At 62.7% G+C, this 19409-nt stretch carries 15 protein-coding genes; 7 read left to right on the forward strand and 8 right to left on the reverse strand.

The features are described from left to right. The first annotated feature begins 56 nt into the window (after positions 1-56). The gene (gene queG / locus KSS90_RS22860; protein WP_217867370.1) at positions 57-1121 is read left to right on the forward strand and encodes a tRNA epoxyqueuosine(34) reductase QueG; all 1065 of its coding nucleotides are present in this window, start codon (positions 57-59) and stop codon (positions 1119-1121) included. Between the two features lie 292 nt (positions 1122-1413). Here queG and KSS90_RS22865 read toward each other — a convergent pair whose 3' ends face one another. Together KSS90_RS22865 and orn are read right to left on the reverse strand one after the other, a co-directional pair. Further along, a complete protein-coding gene (locus KSS90_RS22865) occupies positions 1414-2025 on the reverse strand; it encodes a trimeric intracellular cation channel family protein (RefSeq protein ID WP_023630647.1) in 612 nt (203 codons plus the stop codon). A gap of 89 nt (positions 2026-2114) precedes the next feature. Beyond that, positions 2115-2657 carry an oligoribonuclease gene (gene orn, locus KSS90_RS22870; protein ID WP_217867372.1) on the reverse strand — a complete coding sequence of 181 codons (543 nt, stop codon included), beginning with the start codon at positions 2655-2657 and terminating at the stop codon, positions 2115-2117. Between the two features lie 109 nt (positions 2658-2766). Here orn and rsgA point away from each other — a divergent pair, with 109 nt between their 5' ends. Both rsgA and KSS90_RS22880 read left to right on the forward strand, forming a co-directional pair. Beyond that, positions 2767-3798 (forward strand): small ribosomal subunit biogenesis GTPase RsgA, encoded by a 1032-nt coding sequence (gene rsgA, locus KSS90_RS22875; RefSeq protein ID WP_217867373.1) that lies wholly within the window; start codon positions 2767-2769, stop codon positions 3796-3798. Positions 3799-3940: 142 nt separating this feature from the next. Continuing rightward, complete coding sequence (locus KSS90_RS22880) at positions 3941-4420, forward strand: molecular chaperone Tir (RefSeq protein ID WP_217867374.1); 480 nt, start codon at positions 3941-3943, stop codon at positions 4418-4420. Between the two features lie 33 nt (positions 4421-4453). Here the strand turns inward: KSS90_RS22880 and motB are convergent, their stop codons facing one another. Both motB and motA read right to left on the reverse strand, forming a co-directional pair. Beyond that, positions 4454-5464 carry a flagellar motor protein MotB gene (gene motB, locus KSS90_RS22885; protein ID WP_217867375.1) on the reverse strand — a complete coding sequence of 337 codons (1011 nt, stop codon included), beginning with the start codon at positions 5462-5464 and terminating at the stop codon, positions 4454-4456. 3 nt (positions 5465-5467) lie between these two features. Next, complete coding sequence (gene motA, locus KSS90_RS22890; RefSeq protein ID WP_023630652.1) at positions 5468-6319, reverse strand: flagellar motor stator protein MotA; 852 nt, start codon at positions 6317-6319, stop codon at positions 5468-5470. A gap of 130 nt (positions 6320-6449) precedes the next feature. Between motA and KSS90_RS22895 the strand changes: the two genes are divergently transcribed. Genes KSS90_RS22895 through asd form a run of 3 tightly spaced genes read left to right on the forward strand, consistent with a single transcriptional unit; the run spans position 6450 to position 9713 of the window. After that, positions 6450-7985 (forward strand): HDOD domain-containing protein, encoded by a 1536-nt coding sequence (locus tag KSS90_RS22895; RefSeq protein ID WP_217867376.1) that lies wholly within the window; start codon positions 6450-6452, stop codon positions 7983-7985. 45 nt (positions 7986-8030) lie between these two features. Then, entirely contained in the window at positions 8031-8840 is an 810-nt protein-coding gene (gene rhdA, locus KSS90_RS22900; RefSeq protein WP_217867377.1) for a thiosulfate sulfurtransferase, read from the forward strand. A gap of 9 nt (positions 8841-8849) precedes the next feature. After that, positions 8850-9713, forward strand: coding sequence for an archaetidylserine decarboxylase (gene asd / locus KSS90_RS22905; protein ID WP_038706897.1), 864 nt, complete (start codon positions 8850-8852; stop codon positions 9711-9713). A gap of 161 nt (positions 9714-9874) precedes the next feature. Here the strand turns inward: asd and serB are convergent, their stop codons facing one another. Further along, positions 9875-11089, reverse strand: coding sequence for a phosphoserine phosphatase SerB (serB, locus tag KSS90_RS22910; RefSeq protein WP_217867378.1), 1215 nt, complete (start codon positions 11087-11089; stop codon positions 9875-9877). Between the two features lie 135 nt (positions 11090-11224). Here serB and KSS90_RS22915 point away from each other — a divergent pair, with 135 nt between their 5' ends. Then, the gene (locus KSS90_RS22915; RefSeq protein ID WP_217867379.1) at positions 11225-12676 is read left to right on the forward strand and encodes a histidine kinase; all 1452 of its coding nucleotides are present in this window, start codon (positions 11225-11227) and stop codon (positions 12674-12676) included. Positions 12677-12785: 109 nt separating this feature from the next. Here KSS90_RS22915 and KSS90_RS22920 read toward each other — a convergent pair whose 3' ends face one another. From KSS90_RS22920 to parC, 3 genes are all read right to left on the reverse strand, one after another. Further along, positions 12786-15980 carry a dermonecrotic toxin domain-containing protein gene (locus tag KSS90_RS22920; protein ID WP_217867380.1) on the reverse strand — a complete coding sequence of 1065 codons (3195 nt, stop codon included), beginning with the start codon at positions 15978-15980 and terminating at the stop codon, positions 12786-12788. A gap of 275 nt (positions 15981-16255) precedes the next feature. After that, positions 16256-16966 (reverse strand): PqiC family protein, encoded by a 711-nt coding sequence (locus KSS90_RS22925; protein ID WP_217867381.1) that lies wholly within the window; start codon positions 16964-16966, stop codon positions 16256-16258. 176 nt (positions 16967-17142) lie between these two features. Then, positions 17143-19401: a DNA topoisomerase IV subunit A gene (gene parC, locus KSS90_RS22930; protein WP_217867382.1), complete on the reverse strand. Its 2259-nt coding sequence runs from the start codon at positions 19399-19401 to the stop codon at positions 17143-17145. Between the last annotated feature and the right edge of the window lie 8 nt (positions 19402-19409).

The following is a 19409-nucleotide window of genomic DNA, read 5'->3' on the forward strand; positions in this document are numbered from 1 at the left end:
AGGCTCCGATGTCTGGCAGAATTATACGCACCTCCGCTTGTAATGCTTGTTCATCCATGTCCGCCGACCTTCCAGACATCGCCACACTGGCCCAATCGATCAAGGATTGGGGCCGCGAACTCGGTTTTGCCCATGTCGGCATCGCCGGTGTCGACCTTGGCGAGCACGAACAGCACCTGCAGCGTTGGCTGGCCGCCGGCCACAACGGTGAGATGGAGTACATGGGCGAGCATGGCAACAAGCGCTCGCGCCCGGCCGAGCTGATACCCGGCACGTTGCGGGTGATCTCGATGCGCATGGACTACCTGCCCGGCGACACGCAGATGGCCAAGCGCCTGGCAGAGCCGGAAAAAGCCTACATCTCGCGCTACGCCCTGGGCCGCGACTACCACAAGCTGGTGCGCAAGCGCGTGCAGCACTTCGCCGACCGCATCCAGGAAGCCATCGGCCCGTTCGGCTACCGCGCCTTCGTCGACAGCGCCCCGGTGCTGGAGAAAGCCCTGGCCCAGGAGGCCGGCCTTGGCTGGATCGGCAAGAACACCCTGCTGCTCAACCGCAAGGCGGGCAGCTATTTCTTCCTCGCCGAGCTGTTCGTCGACCTGCCGCTGCCGATCGACGGCGTGCAGGGCAGCGATCATTGCGGGCGTTGCCAGGCCTGCCTGGACATCTGCCCGACCCAGGCGTTCGTCGGGCCTTATCAGCTCGATGCCCGGCGCTGCATCTCGTACCTGACCATCGAATTACGCGGGGCCATTCCACTAGAACTGCGTTCATTGATCGGTAACCGTGTGTTTGGTTGCGACGATTGCCAGATCGTTTGCCCGTGGAACCGTTTCGCCAAGACCACGACCGAAGACGACTTCATGCCCCGCCGGGGGCTGGACAATATCGAGCTGGCCGAACTGTTTCTGTGGGATGAAAAGCGTTTTCTCGGCTGCACCGAAGGCTCGCCATTGCGCCGGGCGGGGTATGAACGGTTCTTGCGCAACCTCGCGGTGGGGCTTGGCAACGCACCGTCGACCATCCCCGTGCTGGAGGCGCTCAATGCCCGTAGGGATGATCCTTCGGAACTGGTACGCGAACACGTGGAATGGGCCCTGGCTCGCCACAACGCCCTTTGACGCTCGCTGCTTTGCCTTTTGCGACCAGAAGGTTAACCCCTTAGGCGGCGAGCGACAGCTACGCCAGTGCAGGCGTAGCCCGTAACTTCGCGATTTCAGGAGACAGAACGCAGGCCTCCCGGGAGCAAGCCCTGCGTTCGGCCTCCTGAAGTCGCAATTTGTGTCGCCTGAACTATCGCGCGCTTAGAAGCAACATCAAGATCAAGCAAGTCTTCTGAACAACGGTTGTATGACTACAGTTACAGTCCTGCCAGAACAATTCTGAATACGGTGGCTGCGCCGCAGAAAGCCACTATTGCTGATCATTGTAATGAAACTTCGGCATCTCCCAATGAAACCGAATCGCCAACAACCGCACCAGAAAACCACCAAACAGTGTCAGCAGCATGGCCTGCTCCGCCGGCACCTTGAAGTAAACACACCCCAGATAGAACCAAGCCGCCGCGAACGAAACACTGGCATACAGCTCACGTCGAAACACCAACGGAATATCGTTGCAGAAGATGTCCCGCAGGATGCCGCCAAACACCCCGGTAATCACCCCGCTGATGGAGGCGACAAGGAACCCCTGCCCCATCTCCAGCGCGGTCATGCAGCCGATCAGGGTGAACGCCACGAGACCCAGGGCGTCGAGCACCAGGAACAGCGACCGCAGGTGGCGCATCAAGGGTGCGATAAAAATGGTCAGCAGCGCCGCGAAGCTGGTCAGCACCAGGTACTCGGGATGCTTCACCCAGGTCAGCGGATAGTGCCCGAGCAGCACGTCACGCACCGAACCGCCACCCAGCGCGGTAACGCAGGCGATCAGCACCACGCCGAACCAATCCATGCCGCGACGGCCAGCGGACAGGGCGCCGGTCATGGCTTCGGCGGTGATGGCGATGAGATAGAGCATCAGCAACATGGTGCAGGTCCGTGCGGGAAAGGCGCGCAGTCTACCCAGTCACGCGGGGCACCAAAAGGGGCGCGCCGACGATCATCGGCGCACTAAGGTCAGACCTTGATGAAATGCTCGCGGTAGTGACGCAGTTCGCCAATCGACTCACGGATATCATCCAGCGCCAAATGGGTGTTGCCCTTCTTGAAGCTGTCACGCACTTCCGGCGCCCAGCGCGCGGCCAACTCCTTGAGCGTGGACACATCGAGGTTGCGATAGTGGAAGTAGTTTTCCAGCTCGCGCATGTGCCGATAGAGGAAACGGCGGTCCTGGCAGATGCTGTTGCCACAGATCGGCGACTTGCCCCTAGGCACCCATTGTTCGAGGAAAGCGATGGTCTGCGCCTCGGCCTCGGCCATGCTCACCTTGCTCTCGCGCACGCGCTGGGTCAGGCCCGAGGCGCCGTGGGTGCGGGTATTCCACTCGTCCATGCGCGCCAGCACTTCGTCGCTGTGGTGGATGGCGATCACCGGGCCTTCGGCCAGGGTGTTCAGCTCGCTGTCGGTGACGATGGTGGCCATCTCGATGATGACGTCGTTGTCCGGATCCAGGCCGGTCATCTCCAGATCGATCCAGATCAGATTCTGTGGGTTCTGCATGAAAAGGCTCCTCGAATAGCCCGTCATATTAGCCTAGCCAGGCCGGTCATGGGCGCGCCGTGCTAAACTGCTCGCCGTTTTCTTTCTGCCCCGCCGACACGGAACCTTCATGGCCAAACGCCAGCTCAACCGCCGCCAGAATTGGCGCATCGAAAAGATCCAGGGTGAACGCGCCGCCCGTGCCGCCAAACGCGAGCAGCATGTGCTGCAGGAACTGGAAGGTGGCGATCTGGGGCCGGAGCAACTGGGCCTGGTGATTGCCCACTTCGGCGTACAGGTCGAGGTCGAGGCCCAGGACGGCGAGGCCGCTGGCCAGGTGTTCCGCTGCCACCTGCGGGCCAACCTGCCGGCGCTGGTCACCGGCGACCGGGTGGTCTGGCGCGCCGGCAACCAGGGCATCGGCGTGATCGTCGCGCAGATGCCGCGCAGCACCGAGCTGTGCCGGCCGAACAACCATGGCCAGCTCAAGCCGGTGGCAGCCAACGTCGACCTGATCGTCATTGTCTTCGCTCCTGCGCCCGAACCGCACCCCAACCTGATCGACCGTTATCTGGTCGCCGCCGAGCATGCCGGCATCCGCCCGCTGCTGTTGCTGAACAAGGCCGACCTGATCAACGACGAGAACGCTCCGACCCTCAACGCCATGCTCGAGGTCTACCGTGGCCTGGGCTACCCGCTGCTGGAAGTTTCGGCGCATCAGGGCGATGGCATGCAGCGCCTGCAACAGACGCTCGACGGCCATATCAGCGTATTCGTCGGCCAGTCGGGCGTGGGCAAGTCCTCGCTGGTCAACAGCCTCTTGCCCGACGCGGGCACCCGTGTCGGCGACCTGTCGGAATGGTCCGGCCAGGGCACCCACACCACCACCACCGCGCGCCTGTACCACTTTCCCAACGGCGGCGACTTGATCGACTCGCCGGGTATCCGCGAATTCGGCCTCGGCCATGTCAGCCGTGACGATGTTGAAGACGGCTTTATCGAATTCCGCGAACTGATCGGCAACTGCCGCTTCCGCGACTGCAAGCATGACCGCGAGCCCGGCTGCGCACTGCTCAGGGCACTGGAGGACGGCAACGTCACGCAGCAGCGAATGAACAGCTACCGCTCGATCATTGCCAGCCTGCCGGAAGACACCTACTGAGTCGACGGGCTTGGTCGCACGCTTTTGTAGGAATCTTTACCTAAACAGGTAGGGCTGCTCCTGTTTCGCAGCCGCCTGTTGTCCCTCCCCTTGCTTTCCCTGAAGGTCATGGCTTTGTCGTCGATCAGGGAGGGCAGCACAGATGCCGGTATTTATCAGTTACCACCAGAACGAACGGCTTGACGCCTTCATCCTGAACGAGCGGCTGCTACTCGAAGGCATTCCCACCCAACTCGTGCCCTTCGACAGTGAAGGGCAGACCCACGACGACCTGCATGGCAGCTTTTGCCAGCACATGAGCGATGCCACCCACTGGATCGGGGTACTCTGTGACGCCAACGCCGAGGACTGGTGGACGGCCTGGCTGCTGGGCGCGGCGGCCATGGTGAATCGGCGGGTGAGCTTCTACTACACCGGCTGCAACGAGATGCCGGAACGGCTGGGAAAATGGCCTGCGATGCGGGAACGAGAGCATATCGACCTGTTCGTTCGGGCCTACCATGACGAACAAACCTTTGGCCGGGCTATGGCTTCGGCGACCGGCAACAGCAGCGTGACGGACAGGGATAATGCGGATTTCTTCCATGCCGATCTCAAGGCCAAGATCAGGCGGGGATTCTGAAATGCGTCGGGGCCGCTAGGCGGCCCCGATCGCTTATTGGTCCTTGGACTCGTCCATCTTCAACACGCCATCCTCGAAGATGTTCAGCTTCTGACGCAGCTCGCGCGGCTGCATCGGCGTGTCCCCCGGCGCGGCACCAGGCGCGGTGCCCGCTGGCTCGGCCGGGTTGGCCGGCGAGGTACTTTCTGGCTTGCCCTGCTCACCCTCGATATCGCGCTGGGCTTTCTTGGTAAGGACGATGATGTCGATACGACGGTTGACCGGGTTGAACGGATTGGCACGGTCGAACAGCGACGACGATGCATAACCGACCACGCGGGCCACCTGCTCATCCGGATAGCCACCAGCGACCAGTGCGCGACGCGCCGCGTTGGCACGGTTGGCCGACAGCTCCCAGTTACCGAAATCGCCGGTACCGGAATACGGCTTGGCATCGGTATGGCCACTGATGCTGATCTTGTTGGGCACCGCCTTGATGGTGTCGGCCATGGCCAACAGGATGTCTTCGAAGTACGGCTGCAGGCGTGCGCTGCCCAGGTCGAACATCGGCCGGTTCTCGGCGTCCATGATCTGGATGCGCAGGCCGTCCTGGGTGATCTCGAACAGGATCTGGTCCTTGAACTTCTGCAGCTGTGGGTTTTCCTCGACCTTGTTCTGCAGCTCCTGCAGCAGCAGCTCGAGGCGCTCGCGCTCGACCTGTTCGGCCATGGTCTCGACCTTGTCCTTGTCCAGTTGCAGGCTGGTATCCGGCGTCGGCTCGGACTTCACTTCCGGGTTGATGGTCTTTTCCGGCGCCAGTTCTGGCGAACCACCCAGATCGATGATGTAGGGCGTGCCGCTTTCGGAGAAGCCGATCGGGTCCTTGAAGTAACCGGCGATGGCGATCTTCTGCTCGGGCGTGGCGGTCGACAGCAACCACAGCACCAGGAAGAACGCCATCATCGCCGTGGCGAAGTCGGCGAAGGCGATTTTCCAGGCGCCGCCGTGATGGCCGTCGCCAAAGCGCTTGACGCGCTTGACGATGATGGGCTGATTGTTCTCCATGGCTTAGCGACCGCGTACTGCTTGTTCCAGCTCGGCGAAGCTCGGGCGGTGCGCCGGGTACAGCACCTTGCGACCGAACTCGACCGCCAGCGACGGCGGCATGCCGGAAGCCGAGGCCACCAGCGAGGCCTTGATCGCCTCGTAGACGTTCAGCTCTTCCTTGGCATCGTGGCGCAGGGCATTGGCCAACGGGCCGAAGAAGCCGTAGGCAGCAAGAATACCGAAGAAGGTACCGACCAACGCCGCACCGACGTGCAGGCCGATGGACTTCTGGTCACCGTCACCCAGCGAGGCCATGGTCACCACGATACCCAGTACCGCCGCGACGATACCGAAGCCGGGCATGCCGTCGGCGATCCCGGTCACTGCGTGGGACGGATGCTCGAGCTCTTCCTTCATGCTCAGCAGTTCCATGTCGAACAGGCCTTCGAGCTCGTGGGGCGCCATGTTGCCGGTGGACATGATCCGCAGGTAGTCGCAGATGAACGCGGTCATGCGCTCGTCGCCCAGCACCGCCGGGTACTTGGCGAAGATCGGGCTGGCCGCGGCGTCCTCGATGTCGCCTTCGATCGCCATCATGCCTTCACGACGGCTCTTGTTGAGGATCTCGTACACCAGGCCCAGCACTTCCAGGTAGAAGGTGTGGGTGAAGCGGGTGCCGAACATCTTCAGCGACTTCTTGATTACATGCATGGTCATGTAACCAGGGTTGGCCTGGAGGAACGCACCAAAGGCCGCGCCGCCGATGATCAGCACTTCGAACGGCTGGATCAGTGCCGCGATCTTGCCGTGGGAAAGCACGTAGCCGCCGAGCACGCTCGCGAATACGACGATGATGCCGATAATTTTAGCCATAAGTTGGAAGCACTTGCTGTCGTGGTCAGGATAGGGAACGGAAGCTTGAAAACTCTTCTTCTACTTATCGGCAGAACTGCGCCAGACTATAGCCACTCATTGCGAAAAGCCAGTTCGGACTGATGTCAATATGCCAATTGAAACCAAGGTGCCAAGTCAGATTCCGTCGAGTCTAGAGGCCTGGATCAAGCTGCTCGACGGGGTCCGCGTGCCGATCCCGAAAGAGAGCCACGACCGTGTGCTGCAGGCCATCAACGACAACCGCCGCTCCCTGCGCGATATCGCCGAACTGATGCAGGACAGCCCCGCGCTGGTGCTCTGCGTGCTGCGCGAAGCCAACCACCCGGCCAACGCCAGCCAGGCCGAGCCTGCCGAGAGCTTGGAAATCGCCCTAAACCGCCTCGGCCTGGCCCGCACCAGCCAATTGCTCGCGCGCCTGCCCTCGGTGCCAGCGGATGAGATCCCGCCGGTGCTGCGCCAGTTCCTGCTGATCAGCCAGCATGCCACCCAGCAGGCCAATGGCCTGTTCGCCAGCCGTCTGGCGCGGCTATGGCAAGAGATCCACTGGGGCAGCCTGTTGTTCCTCTCGCCCCTTTGGCCACTGGCCCTGGCCTATCCCAAGCTGCTGGACACCTGGGAGCTGCGGGTCATCCACAAAGGTGAGGACGCCGGCGAAGTCGAGCAGGCACTGTTCGGTGTGCGCCTGATGCAACTGTGCCAATCCATGGCCGAGCACTGGCGCTTGCCCGAATGGGTGACCCAAGGCTACCGCCTGCTGATGGACGAGCGCGAACAACTGGCCCAAGTGCTGAATATCGCTCGCGAGCAGGATCCGCTTGTGCAACAACAGCGCCTGGACGAAGAGCCGGCCCTGCGCCGCTGGTTCAACCAGCCGCCTAACACCGTACTGCTGGCCAACGGCCTGGCGCTGGCGGCCCAGGTCGGCTGGGACAACCCGCACCTGCTGCGCTGGCAACTGCTCACCGCCTTGTATCTGCAAACCACGCTGGACGATGTCCAGCAACAGGTCCACCAGCAGGCCGCCGCCAGTGCCCGTCATCACGCCCGGCATGCCCTGTTCCACCCGGCCGAAGCCTTGATCTGGCCCTGGCACCAGCGCCGTCCGCACCCGGACATGCTGACAGCGCCACCGCCCAGCACCGAGGACCTCGGCCGTTGGCGTACGCTATGCCAGGAGCTGCTGGCCCAGCCCAGCCCGTTCAGCAATACGGTACATCTGGCCACCCAGGCCCGCGAAGCGTTGCTGGCGTGCGGCATGCAACGCCTGATGCTGCTGAGCCTGGACAAGGCCAGCGACTACCTGCGGGTGCAGCAGACCGCGGGGCTGCCCAAAGAGGCCAGTGCCGTCGCGTTGCCCATCGCGCAGAACAAGCTCCTGCAAAAACTGATGAACAAGGCCGGGCAACTGCGCTTGACGCCCGAGAACCACGCCCAGTTCACAACGTTGCTGCCCGCGCCACTGCGCGCCTTCTTCCGCAGCGAACATCTGCTGCTGCGTTCGCTGGCGGTCGGCGATCAGGTGCTGATGCTGGCGGTGGCGGACCAGGACGGCAAACCGCTGGCCGATGTCAGCGTGCAGGCGTTCGGCAAGACCGCGCAATGCATCGAGCGCGCCCTGGCCCTCTTCGGTAACCGCCATTCATGATTGCCTTGCGCTACAATCGCCCCCTTTGCACCCTGGAGACCGTGGATGACTGACTTTTCCGGCTTGCCCCTGGTGATCGAAGCCGAGGACCTGCTGCCGCGCCTGGACTCGCCGCGACTGATCCTGGTCGACCTGACCAGCGCCAACCGCTATGGCAGCGGCCACATCCCCGGGGCGCGCTTCGTCGATCCCAAGCGCACCCAGCTGGGGCAGCCGCCTGCCCCCGGCCTGCTGCCGGCACACGCCGACCTGGAAAAGCTGTTCGCCGAACTCGGTCATCGCGACGACGCGGTCTACGTGGTGTATGACGACGAAGGCGGCGGCTGGGCCGGTCGGTTCATCTGGCTGCTCGACGTGATAGGCCACCGGGGTTACCACTACCTCAATGGCGGCATCCAGGCCTGGCCGGCGGACAAGCTGAGCACCGAAGTGCCCGTGAGCGTGAGTGGCACGGTGAAGCTGCGACTGCACGCAGAGCCCACCGCCACCCGAGAGTACCTGCAAAGCCGCCTGGGTGCCGCCGACCTGGTCATCTGGGACGCCCGCGGGCCACTGGAATACAGCGGCGAGAAAGTGCTGGCCGCCAAAGGCGGGCATATTCCCGGCGCGATCAACTTCGAGTGGACCGCCGGCATGGACCTCAACGACCATCTGCGCATCCGCAAGGACATCGCCGAAGTCCTGCAAAATCTGGGCATCACCCCCGACAAGGAAGTGATCACCCACTGCCAGACCCACCACCGCTCCGGTTTCACCTACCTCGTGGCCAAGGCCCTCGGCTATCCACGGGTGAAGGGCTATGCCGGTTCCTGGGGCGAATGGGGCAACCACCCCGACACGCCCGTCGAAGTTTAAGGACGCTCAATGAAATCCCGCTTGTTCATCATCAGCCAGTACCTGCTGCCGCACCACCTGCTGTCACGGCTGGCCGGCTGCGTCGCCGAGTGCCGCGCACGCTGGTTCAAGAACGCCTTCACCGCCTGGTTCGCCAAGCGCTACCAGGTGAACATGTCCGAGGCACTGGTCGAAGACCTGAGTGCCTATGAGCACTTCAACGCCTTCTTCACCCGTGCCCTGAAGCCCGGCGCCCGTCCGCTGGACGAAACCCCCGGTGCGATCCTCTGCCCGGCCGACGGCGCGGTCAGCCAGCTTGGCCCGATCGAGCATGGTCGCATCTTCCAAGCCAAGGGCCACGGCTACAGCGCCCTGGAACTGCTCGGCGGCGATCCGGCCCTGGCGGCGCCGTTCATGGGCGGCGAGTTCGCCACCATCTACCTGTCGCCCAAGGATTACCACCGCGTACATATGCCGCTGGCCGGCACCCTGCGCGAAATGGTCTATGTGCCAGGCCGGCTGTTCTCGGTCAACCAGACCACCGCGGAGAACGTCCCGGAGCTGTTCGCCCGCAACGAGCGCGTGGTGTGCCTGTTCGACACCGAACGTGGGCCGATGGCGGTAGTTCTGGTCGGCGCGATGATCGTGGCCTCGATCGAGACGGTCTGGGCCGGCCTGGTCACGCCGCCGAAGCGCGAGCTGAAGACCTTCCGCTACGACGACGCCAGCCGTGCGCCGATCCATCTGGAGAAAGGCGCCGAACTGGGCCGCTTCAAGCTGGGCTCCACCGCCATCGTGCTGTTCGGGCCGGAGCAGGTGAAGTGGGCCGAGAGTCTCGGTGCCGGCTCCGCGGTGCGCATGGGTGAGTTGCTGGCGCAGCCGGCGCAGGCCTGATTGACTGCTTCAACAAGAAAGGCCCTGCTCAGCAGGGCCTTTTTTATTGGGACCGCTACGCGGTCCATCGCCGGCAAGCCGGCTCCCACAGTAAGAATGCAAACCTCTGTGGGAGCCGGCTTGACGGCGAAAGGGCTGCAGCGCAGCCCCAGGGCTCGAGATCAACCGCGCGCTTCGCGATCACGTACGCCGAGCAGGTACAGCACACCATCCAGGCCCAGGGTCGAGATCGCCTGCCTGGCCGACTGACGCACCAGCGGCTTGGCACGGAAGGCTACACCCAGACCGGCCAGGGACAGCATTGGCAGGTCGTTGGCGCCATCGCCGACGGCAATGGTCTGCTCGAGCTGCAACCCCTCTTCGCTGGCCAGTTGCTGTAGCAAGTCGGCCTTGCGCTGAGCGTCGACGATCGGCTCGACGGCCACACCAGTGACCTTGCCATCGACCACCTCCAACTCGTTGGCGAACACGTAGTCGATGCCCAGGCGCGCCTGCACCTGCTTGGCGAAGTAGGAGAAGCCGCCGGAAAGGATCGCGGTCTTGTAGCCCAGTCGCTTGAGTTCGGCGAACAGGTGTTCGGCCCCCTCGGTCAAACGCAGCGAGGCGCCGATCTGATCGAGCACGCCCACATCCAGACCTTTGAGCAAAGCCATGCGCTCTTTGAAGCTGGCCCGGAAATCCAGCTCGCCACGCATCGCGCGCTCGGTGATCTGCGCCACCTGTTCACCAACACCGGCAGCCTTGGCCAACTCGTCGATGACTTCGGCCTCGATCAGCGTCGAATCCATATCGAATACCGCCAGGCGGCGATTGCGACGGAACAGGTCGTCGCGTTGGAAGGCGATGTCGATGTTCAGCTCTTCGGAAAGGGCGAAAAAGTCGGCGCGCAGCGCCTGGGCATCGCTGGCCTCGCCGCGTACGGAAATTTCCAGTGCGGACTTGCCCTTCTCCGTCTGCACATCAAGTGCCACGCGGGCCGACAGGCGCTCGATGCGCTCGATGGTCAGGCCGTACTGGCTGATGACCGCGCTGACCCGCTGCAACTGCTGTGGGGTGACCCGACGGCTGAGCAAGGTGACGATATGGCGGGCCTCGCCCTGGCTGTCGGCCCAGTGCTGGTAGTCGGCCTCGGAAATCGGCGTGTAACGCGCCTGCAGGTTCAGCTCATGAGCCTTGGCCTGCACGCTCTGCAGCAGCGCGGTGGCCACCTCGTTGTCGGGGATGTCGACCAGGATGCCGAACGATAGCGTGCCATGCATGACCGCAAGGCCGATGTCGAGAATGTTCACACCGCCCTGGAGCAGTACGCCGGTGATGGCCGCGGTTAGACCTGGACGGTCTTCACCAGTGATGTTGATCAGGACGATTTCGCGCAAGACCGGGCTCCAACTCGATGAAAAATGCGCATTCTACCGTTTTTCCATGACCATCGGGCGCCAAGGATACTTTGCCGACAAAACACGTATCGCTATACTGCGCAGCAACTTTCTCGCCATAAAGAGCCGCGCTCTGTGAACCGGCCCACGCCCGTAAAACCCGACAACTTCTTCCTGATGATCTACCGAGCCCTCAGCCAGCGCCGCATCCCCCTGGCCCTGCGCATTGCCAGCCATAACATCTTCCTGGTGGCCCTGGCCTTGGTGATCTATGCCTGTGTGATGGGTTTGCAGTTCAAGCAGGCCATGCATGAACAGGCCGATGCCGTTGGTCAGAGCCTGACCACGCAGACCGCCACTTCGGCCACCGAGCTGCTGGTGTCCAACGACATCCTCAGCCTCAACGTCCTGCTGGGCAACCTGGTGAAGAACCCGCTGGTGGCTCATGCCGCCATCTACAGCGTGGACAACCGCATTCTCGCCGAGGCCGGCCAGCGCCCACGCAACAGCTTGCTTGGCGAAACCGAAGGGGTCTATCAGACCAAGATCACCTTCCAGGACGTGACCGCCGGTCAGTTGCGCATCAGCCTGGACATGAGCCAGTTCCAGCAACCGATGCTGATCAGCCTGCAGAGCATGGGCATCCTCGCCGCGATCCTGCTGGCCCTGGCACTGACCCTCAGCCTGCGCCTGGGCCGTTTCATCTCCACTCCGCTGCTGCAACTGCGCGTCTGGTTGCGTGACCCGCACCCTTACACCCCGGGCATCGATCGCCAGGACGAAATCGGTGACCTGGCGCGCCAGCTGCACGCCCGCCTCGCCCCGCCGCCGCCACCGGAGCCTGAAGAAGAGGACGAGGAAGACGACTTCGATGACGTGCCCGCCCCCAAGGCCGCTCCGCACACGAAAGTGGCGGCGCAAGCACCCGAGCATGAAGAAGACGACGATGCGTTCGCCGGCCTGATGGATGAGCAAAGCGCCCCGACCAAACCCGTCATCGTCGAGTCCGACGAACCCCAACACAGTGCCGTGCTGGCCGTGCAGCTGGGTTCCCAGGAACAACTGCGCCGCCTGCCGCGTACTCGCCTGACCGAGTTGCTGGAGCGCTACCGCGACTGCTTGGATCAAGCCGCGTCACTGTATGAAGGCGAGGTCCATACCCTGAACGACGGTAGCACCTTGCTGATGTTCCACAGCCGAGACAGCGGCGAGGACTACCTGACCAACGCCATCTGCTGTGGCGAGCTGCTGCGCGCCTTGGGCCACGCCCTGCAGATCGAGGTGGCCGACAGCGGCATCACCCTACAGCTGCAGCTGGGCCTGGTGCTGGCCGACGACCTGCAAGGCATGGATCAGGTCGACTTGCTGATGACCGAGCAGGCCCAAGACGCCCTGGCCCTGTCGCAGCACAGCCGCAACCTGCTGCTGGTGGAACGGCGCATCAGCGATGATGCCTTGGTGCGCCAGCGTGCGCGTATTCGACCGATAGCCAGCCCTGAAGGCGCGTGCTGCGTCGAGCGGTTGATGGAGCCCTATCCGTCGATGTTGGAGCGGCAGTTGGCGCGCATGCACGAACGGCGGGCCTGAACACCGAACGCTAAAGCCGATGGATGCCTGTGCAGCCATCGGCCCAAGCGTTCGGCACATGACAGATCAGGGCCCTAGGCTGCACCTGGGCCCAGACCCTGGATTTAGATCAAGTCTGCATCCAGGTATGCGCATTACCCGATCTGATGCCCATTTGCCCACCCACGGCGCGGAATGGGAACCAGTGCGCGATCACTTCATCCCAGAACTCCTGATACACCTTCGAGCGCACCCAGGCATACGCTGGAAAAGGCTTTGTCTTCATCAAAGCAAAGTAGTCAGGCCGCAACATCCTCATACCCTTGTTAAAGGCATCAGGGCCGGCCAGGTTGGAAATAACCTGCATGTAGGCATACATCTGCTTGCGCTGAACAGGGTTGGCCAAATTGTCGAATACCGGTCGCGGGGTATTCTTGAAGGAGTCCGGAAGCGCGTCGTATCGCGCGTTCGCGTCCTCCAGTAGGCGTTTGAGTACAGGGTTGTTGCGGTGGCTGGCAAAGTGCGAGTTATTGACCATTCCCTTTTTGCTCCACGGCATCACGTACTGATTGCCACACAGGACATCGTTCGGCGCAGCCATCAGCGGTGGCGCCGTGCCGGCCAGCAGCTCATCATCGATGTCCATGTAACAGCCGCCGAACTCATCGACGACCCTGATGCGCAAATAATCCGAGGCAGCCGCATAATTGCGCGACGCAGCAGTTGGATTGCGAAAATAGTTGTAGGCACGCCCCTGTGGGCCTTGGACGAACTCTTGGAAAAAGGGCTGTTCCCGCAAGTTGCGGGCCTGTATACCCACTTCTTCGCACCACGCTGTATTGGCCTCCATTGCCGGCGCAGCGTTGTCGAGGTGCATGATGAATCTCAGAGGCTTGTGCCGAAGGTTCTTGACTATCGTTTGCTTGATCTCAACACCCAGCTCCTTTTCCCCGACCCAAATCATGTGGATGTCCTGCGGGATCGGCGCCATTTGCTTGGGTAACTGTGGCAAATCCGGGAAACGATAATCGGTCACATAGGTCTCAGGGACCACCTTGTGCCGCACACGCTCGTAATCCCTAGCCGAACCCTTGCGCCAACGGTACGTGCCCTTGGAACCATGCGCCTCCCGCCATACGTACTGATCGTCGCCAGATCGCCACGCCACGGAATCGGCGTCGTACCAGACCTTGAGACGCGTGGATTCCCCTTCTACAGAGTTGCTGCCTGAGCCCAAGAAGACATCAGCCTGGTAGCAGTTAAACTCCTCACTCCAGATCAAATCATCGACCGCAATACTGACCTCGACCTTGGGAATCAGCGGCTGGCGCTCGATGCCTGCGACCAACTCCACAGGCAGCGGCGCCGGGTCGAACACCTTGGTATTGTAAGAACCTCCGCGCAGCCCCAAGCGCGGGTCGATGTCCCAATAGCCATTGTCCATGCAGGTCAGGAACGGTCCCCACACCACTGGCTCGCCTTCGGAGCGGATGCGAAACTGCTGCTCGTTCTCCAGCCATTGCACCCGATACACCTCGGGGCGAATCCTCACATAGAGCTTGCCTTCATCGAGGAACGTCCCTTTGCCACCGCCCAGCACCCGCACCCGCCGGGTGACCGCGATAGTTTTCAACAAACTCCGTTTATCGGACTGCAGCGAATCATGGACGGGGCGCACCGCCTTGTACTCCGCCGTCTCTGGGGCGTGGCTCGGAATGCCGCCGTCATTCGTGTCCCGTGCCGCCTGAGCGGCGTGCTCGGTCTCGGCAGCTTCTGCCGCCGCCCGCTCTGCCTCGCTGAGCGTGGCCTTGGCCGCCTTGGCCTGCGAGAGTTCACCTGCAAGCGGCAAGGCGTTGAGCAAGCCGAACGCGATGCGCTGGGCACCTTCGGTCTGCTCCTGGGGCGTATGCGCAGTGATCATCTCGCCTGCCCCCACTGCCAGCAGGCCAGCTCCGAGAGCGACGGCTACCGGTGCCAGTGCGGGCACGGCCAAGGCGATCGCGCCAATCACATTGGCCGCCATTTCCACACCGTAGGCCGTTAGCTTGCGGTAGTAGGCGCCCTGGGTGCCGATGTCATACTCGGCGTCGCTGTGCAGGCGATCTTTGATCCGATCACGAAAATGACTCATAGGGTACGGGTACAGTGCATCACCGAAGCTGATGGTGCTGCTTGGATACCAATGCCCTGTAGCGTCGTTCAAGCGCCGCGGGTAGGCAGCCAATCCGGCAAGGGCCGTATCGACGCCGCTGAAGAAGTTGCCGTCTGCCCTGTCCTTGGTACAGAAATGACTGGCCAGCGCTGCCCGCTTGCGAGGGTCGCAACATTGCTGGGTGATCCAGTCACGCAGCTCGTGAGCGCTTGCGAAACCATGCAGCGGCGAAGAGTTACCTGGGATGTACAGCACCTTGTGGTCTTGGCCATGCTCGCCGAAGACCATGATGTCACTGGCCTCATAGCCATAAATCTTGAGCGCAGAGATGGTTCGACTGGGCGATACCGGGTTATCGGCGAAATAACGGAACGAAGTGCCCTCCCAGCTGGTGTTAGGGTTGAGCATCAGACTTTTGAGCACCAGTTCCACATGCTCGGTACCCAACGAGCCTTCCTCGCGTTGCAGCAAGGCGGCATGCACGAGGTTGCCCTTGAGCAACAGATGGTAGCTATGCCCCTGCTGGCTCCAGAAGTGCCGCAGATACGTAAGGTAATGCCCCTGCAGTTCGGCATCCCAGACAAACTTGCGAAACGCGACCGGGTCCAGGTTTACCTGGGTGGCAGCCCCGAATGTCTGTGGGGTGGTGCGGCGATATATGCCATCGTAGGCAGCACTGTCAGCCAGCTGCCCAGCCGCCAGGGTGGTGGTCTGGCTTACTTCGTAACCCTCTCGCCGCCAGGCCTTTGGATAGCCCAGATGATCGTCCCAGCTGCCGCTGCCCTGCTGCTGCCAGTTACCGATCAACGCCTGGGTCAGGGTCATCGAATGCGCCACCTGAGCTCGCCAAGGCCCGGCATGCATGTTGGCGTTTTCCAGATACAGCGTGGTGAGGATCAGGTCATCGGGGTCGTCGGCGATGCCTTGCTTGTCGAGGTATTCCCGCAAGCTGGCAGCAGCGAAATCGTGGGGTGTCTGCAGGACGATGCGCTCGCGCTCGAAGCCTTGCTTGATCGACAGGAGGATTTCTTCGTCTTGCTCCGTTTTGGCCGGGATGAGCGAAACGAGATGGTGGCGCCCGGGCTCAAAAATGTCATCGGGGTGGGTCGCCGCTTCCGCGCTGTAGGGTTCGCCTGGCGCGGGGTATTCCGGAGTGGGTGGCTGGTAAATCATGGAGTAGGCTCCTTGTGCCTTTCAAGTGAGAGGCCAAGGTAGCGCTGCGTAGGATGGGTCCTGGGGTACTTAATTAATGCATCGCGATGGGGAGGCCGTTAGTGAAACAGCTGATCTGAACATCGGCAGGAGGATTGAGTCACGCAAGGATGTCGGGCGTTGGCCACCTATCGCGTACCAGCACGCATGGCCCTGCAAGACAGATACTGGGGGGAGTTTGACCAAGAGAACAACAGGCGCGTTGTCGATGACTAGCGCGCCTGCCTGGCAAAGCATCAGAAGCGAAACACTTCCATATCAGTACGGATCGGCGAAGCCATCGGAATCTTCGGTTTCTCCGGTTCTTTCTTCACCTGCACCGGCGCTGCCGGCTTGCGAGGCGCCTCCTCGGCAATAGCCGGCTGGTTGGCCAGCGGCTTGACCGTGGCGCTCAACTGCTCGACCAGCTTCTGCAGCAGCTGCCCCTGGGCTTGAACCTGCGCCGACTCGCTGCCCGCATGGGGCTGTTCGAGGTGGACGATACGGTTGTCACGCACCTGGCCACGGCGGTCCAGCACGCGCCACTGCGCATCGAGGATCGCCGGCTGGTTCTTGCCCGAGTCCAGGCGGGTGATCGACAGCAACACTTGCACATCCGGAGTGAAACCAGCACTTGCCGGCGCCAGCACCACACGTTGGCTGTCCAGGCGCCAGGCCAGCTGGCGTACCAACAACTGATCGATATCCGACGAAAGGCTGCCGGCCCAGCGACCGTCGGTCGCCGCGGTCAGGCTGCCATCGGTCTGACGCTGCAAAAAGGTTTCGCGTTGCAGGTAGTCGGCCACCGATACCGGGCCAAGTACCACCGCCATGCCCGCAGCCTGGGTCGGCTGACCGGGATCACCGCTGTCGAGCTGATACAGGGCAACCGGCTGGTGCATGCTGCACCCGCTCAGGCCCAGCAAGCCAGTCATCAGCAGCGCAAATGGAAGGCGCAGAAATTTCATTCATCCCATCCAAGCGGTCGTCACCAGACTGACCGCAGTGATACTCATGTAGATTCATCCGGGCACTCGGCCACGCCGGCGCCAACGAGGGCCCTATCATCCGCGAAATAGTCGCCCGACTCCAGCATTTCCGCCCGAAGCGGCGTCGAAAACGCCGCAACAGACGGTCCATTCGATCAAGCGGGGGTTTCCACCAGCAACCCATCGACGCGCTGGAAGCCGCGTGGCAATTTGCTACCACGGCGACCCCGCTCGCCCTTGTAGTGCTCAAGATCATCCGGCTTGAGCGAAAGGGTACGCTTGCCAGCTTGCAATACAAGGGTCGAGCCTTCGCTGATCACCGCAAGATCGGTCACGTATTCCTCACGGCTGGCCACCCGGTCACCCGGCACGCCGATGATCTTGTTGCCCTTGCCTTTACCCAGCTGCGGCAGGTCGGCAACCTTGAACACCAGCAGGCGACCCTCGGTGGTCACCGCTGCGAGCCAGTCCTGCTCGCGATCGGCCACCGGACGCGGGGTCATCACCTTGGCGCCGTTGGGCAGGCTGAGCAGGCCCTTGCCGGCCTTGTTCTTGGCCTGCAGGTCCTCGCCCTTGACCACGAAGCCGTAGCCGGCGTCGGAAGCCACGACGTACAAGGCATCGTCCTCCGGCAGCAGCACGCACTCGAAGGTGGCGCCCGGTGGCGGGGTCAGGCGGCCGGTCAGCGGCTCGCCCTGGCCACGGGCCGACGGCAGGCTGTGGGCGGCCAGCGAGTAGCTGCGGCCGGTGGAGTCGATGAGCACGGCAAACTGATTGGAACGTCCGGCGGCGGCGGCCTTGAAGCCGTCGCCAGCCTTGTACGAAAGCCCCGTGGCATCGATATCGTGGCCCTTGGCGCAGCGCACCCAGCCCTTCTCCGACAGCACCACGGTAACCGGCTCGGTCGGCATCAGCTCGTTTTCCGACAGGGCCTTGGCCTCGGCGCGCTCGACGATTGGCGAGCGGCGGTCGTCGCCGTAGGTCTCGGCGTCCTTGATCAGCTCGCTGCGCACCAGCTTGCGCAGTTTGCTGTCGCTGCCCAGCAGCGCTTGCAGTTGCTTCTGTTCCTTGAGCAGTTCGTCCTGCTCGCCGCGGATCTTCATCTCTTCCAGACGCGCCAATTGACGCAGGCGGGTCTCGAGGATGTAGTCGGCCTGGATCTCGCTCAGGTCGAAACGGGCGATCAAGGCCTGTTTGGGATGCTCCTCGGTGCGGATGATGTGGATCACCTCATCCAGGTTGAGGAACGCGGTAAGCAAGCCTTCCAACAGGTGCAGGCGCTTCTCGACCTTGTCCAGACGGTGCTGCAGGCGGCGCCGCACGGTACCGATGCGGTACTCCAGCCACTCCAGCAGCAGCGCCCGCAGGTTCTTCAGCTGCGGACGGCCGTCGAGGCCGATGATGTTGACGTTGACCCGGTAGGTGCTCTCCAGGTCGGTGGTGGCGAACAGGTGCTGCATCAGCTCGGCTGCATCCACGCGGTTCGAGCGCGGGATGATGACGATGCGGCAAGGGTTCTCGTGGTCCGACTCGTCGCGCAGGTCGGCGACCATCGGCAGTTTCTTGGCCTGCATCTGCGCGGCGATCTGCTCGAGCACCTTGGCGCCGGAGACCTGGTGCGGCAGCGCGGTGACGACGATGTCGCCGTCCTCGATGCGATACACCGCACGCATGCGGATCGAGCCTTTGCCGCTCTCGTAGATCTTCTGGATATCGGCGCGCGGGGTAACGATCTCGGCTTCGGTCGGATAGTCCGGCCCCTGGATATGCTCGCAGAGCTGCTCGATGGTGGCCTTGGGCTCGTCAAGCAGGCGCACGCAGGCGCTGGCCACTTCGCGCAGGTTGTGCGGCGGCACGTCGGTGGCCATGCCCACGGCGATGCCGGTGGTGCCGTTGAGCAGGATGTTCGGCAGACGCGCGGGCAGCACGGCCGGCTCCTGCAAGGTGCCGTCGAAGTTCGGTACCCAGTCGACGGTGCCCTGGCCCAATTCGCTGAGCAGCACCTCGGAGTAGCGCGACAGGCGCGCCTCGGTGTAACGCATGGCGGCGAACGACTTCGGATCGTCCGGCGCACCCCAGTTGCCCTGGCCGTCGACCAGGGTGTAGCGGTAGCTGAACGGCTGGGCCATCAGCACCATGGCCTCGTAGCACGCCGAGTCGCCGTGGGGGTGGAACTTGCCGAGCACGTCACCGACGGTACGCGCCGATTTCTTGTGCTTGGAGTCGGCATCGAGCCCCAACTCGCTCATGGCATAGACGATGCGTCGCTGGACCGGCTTGAGGCCGTCGCCGATGTGCGGCAGGGCGCGGTCCATGATCACGTACATGGAGTAGTTGAGGTAGGCCTGTTCGGTGAAGTCAGCCAGGGAACGGCGTTCGACGCCGTCGAGACTGAGTTCGAGTGAGTCGCTCATGCGGGCCT

Origin of the sequence: Pseudomonas maumuensis (assembly GCF_019139675.1) — a bacterium.
GTDB lineage: Bacteria > Pseudomonadota > Gammaproteobacteria > Pseudomonadales > Pseudomonadaceae > Aquipseudomonas > Aquipseudomonas maumuensis.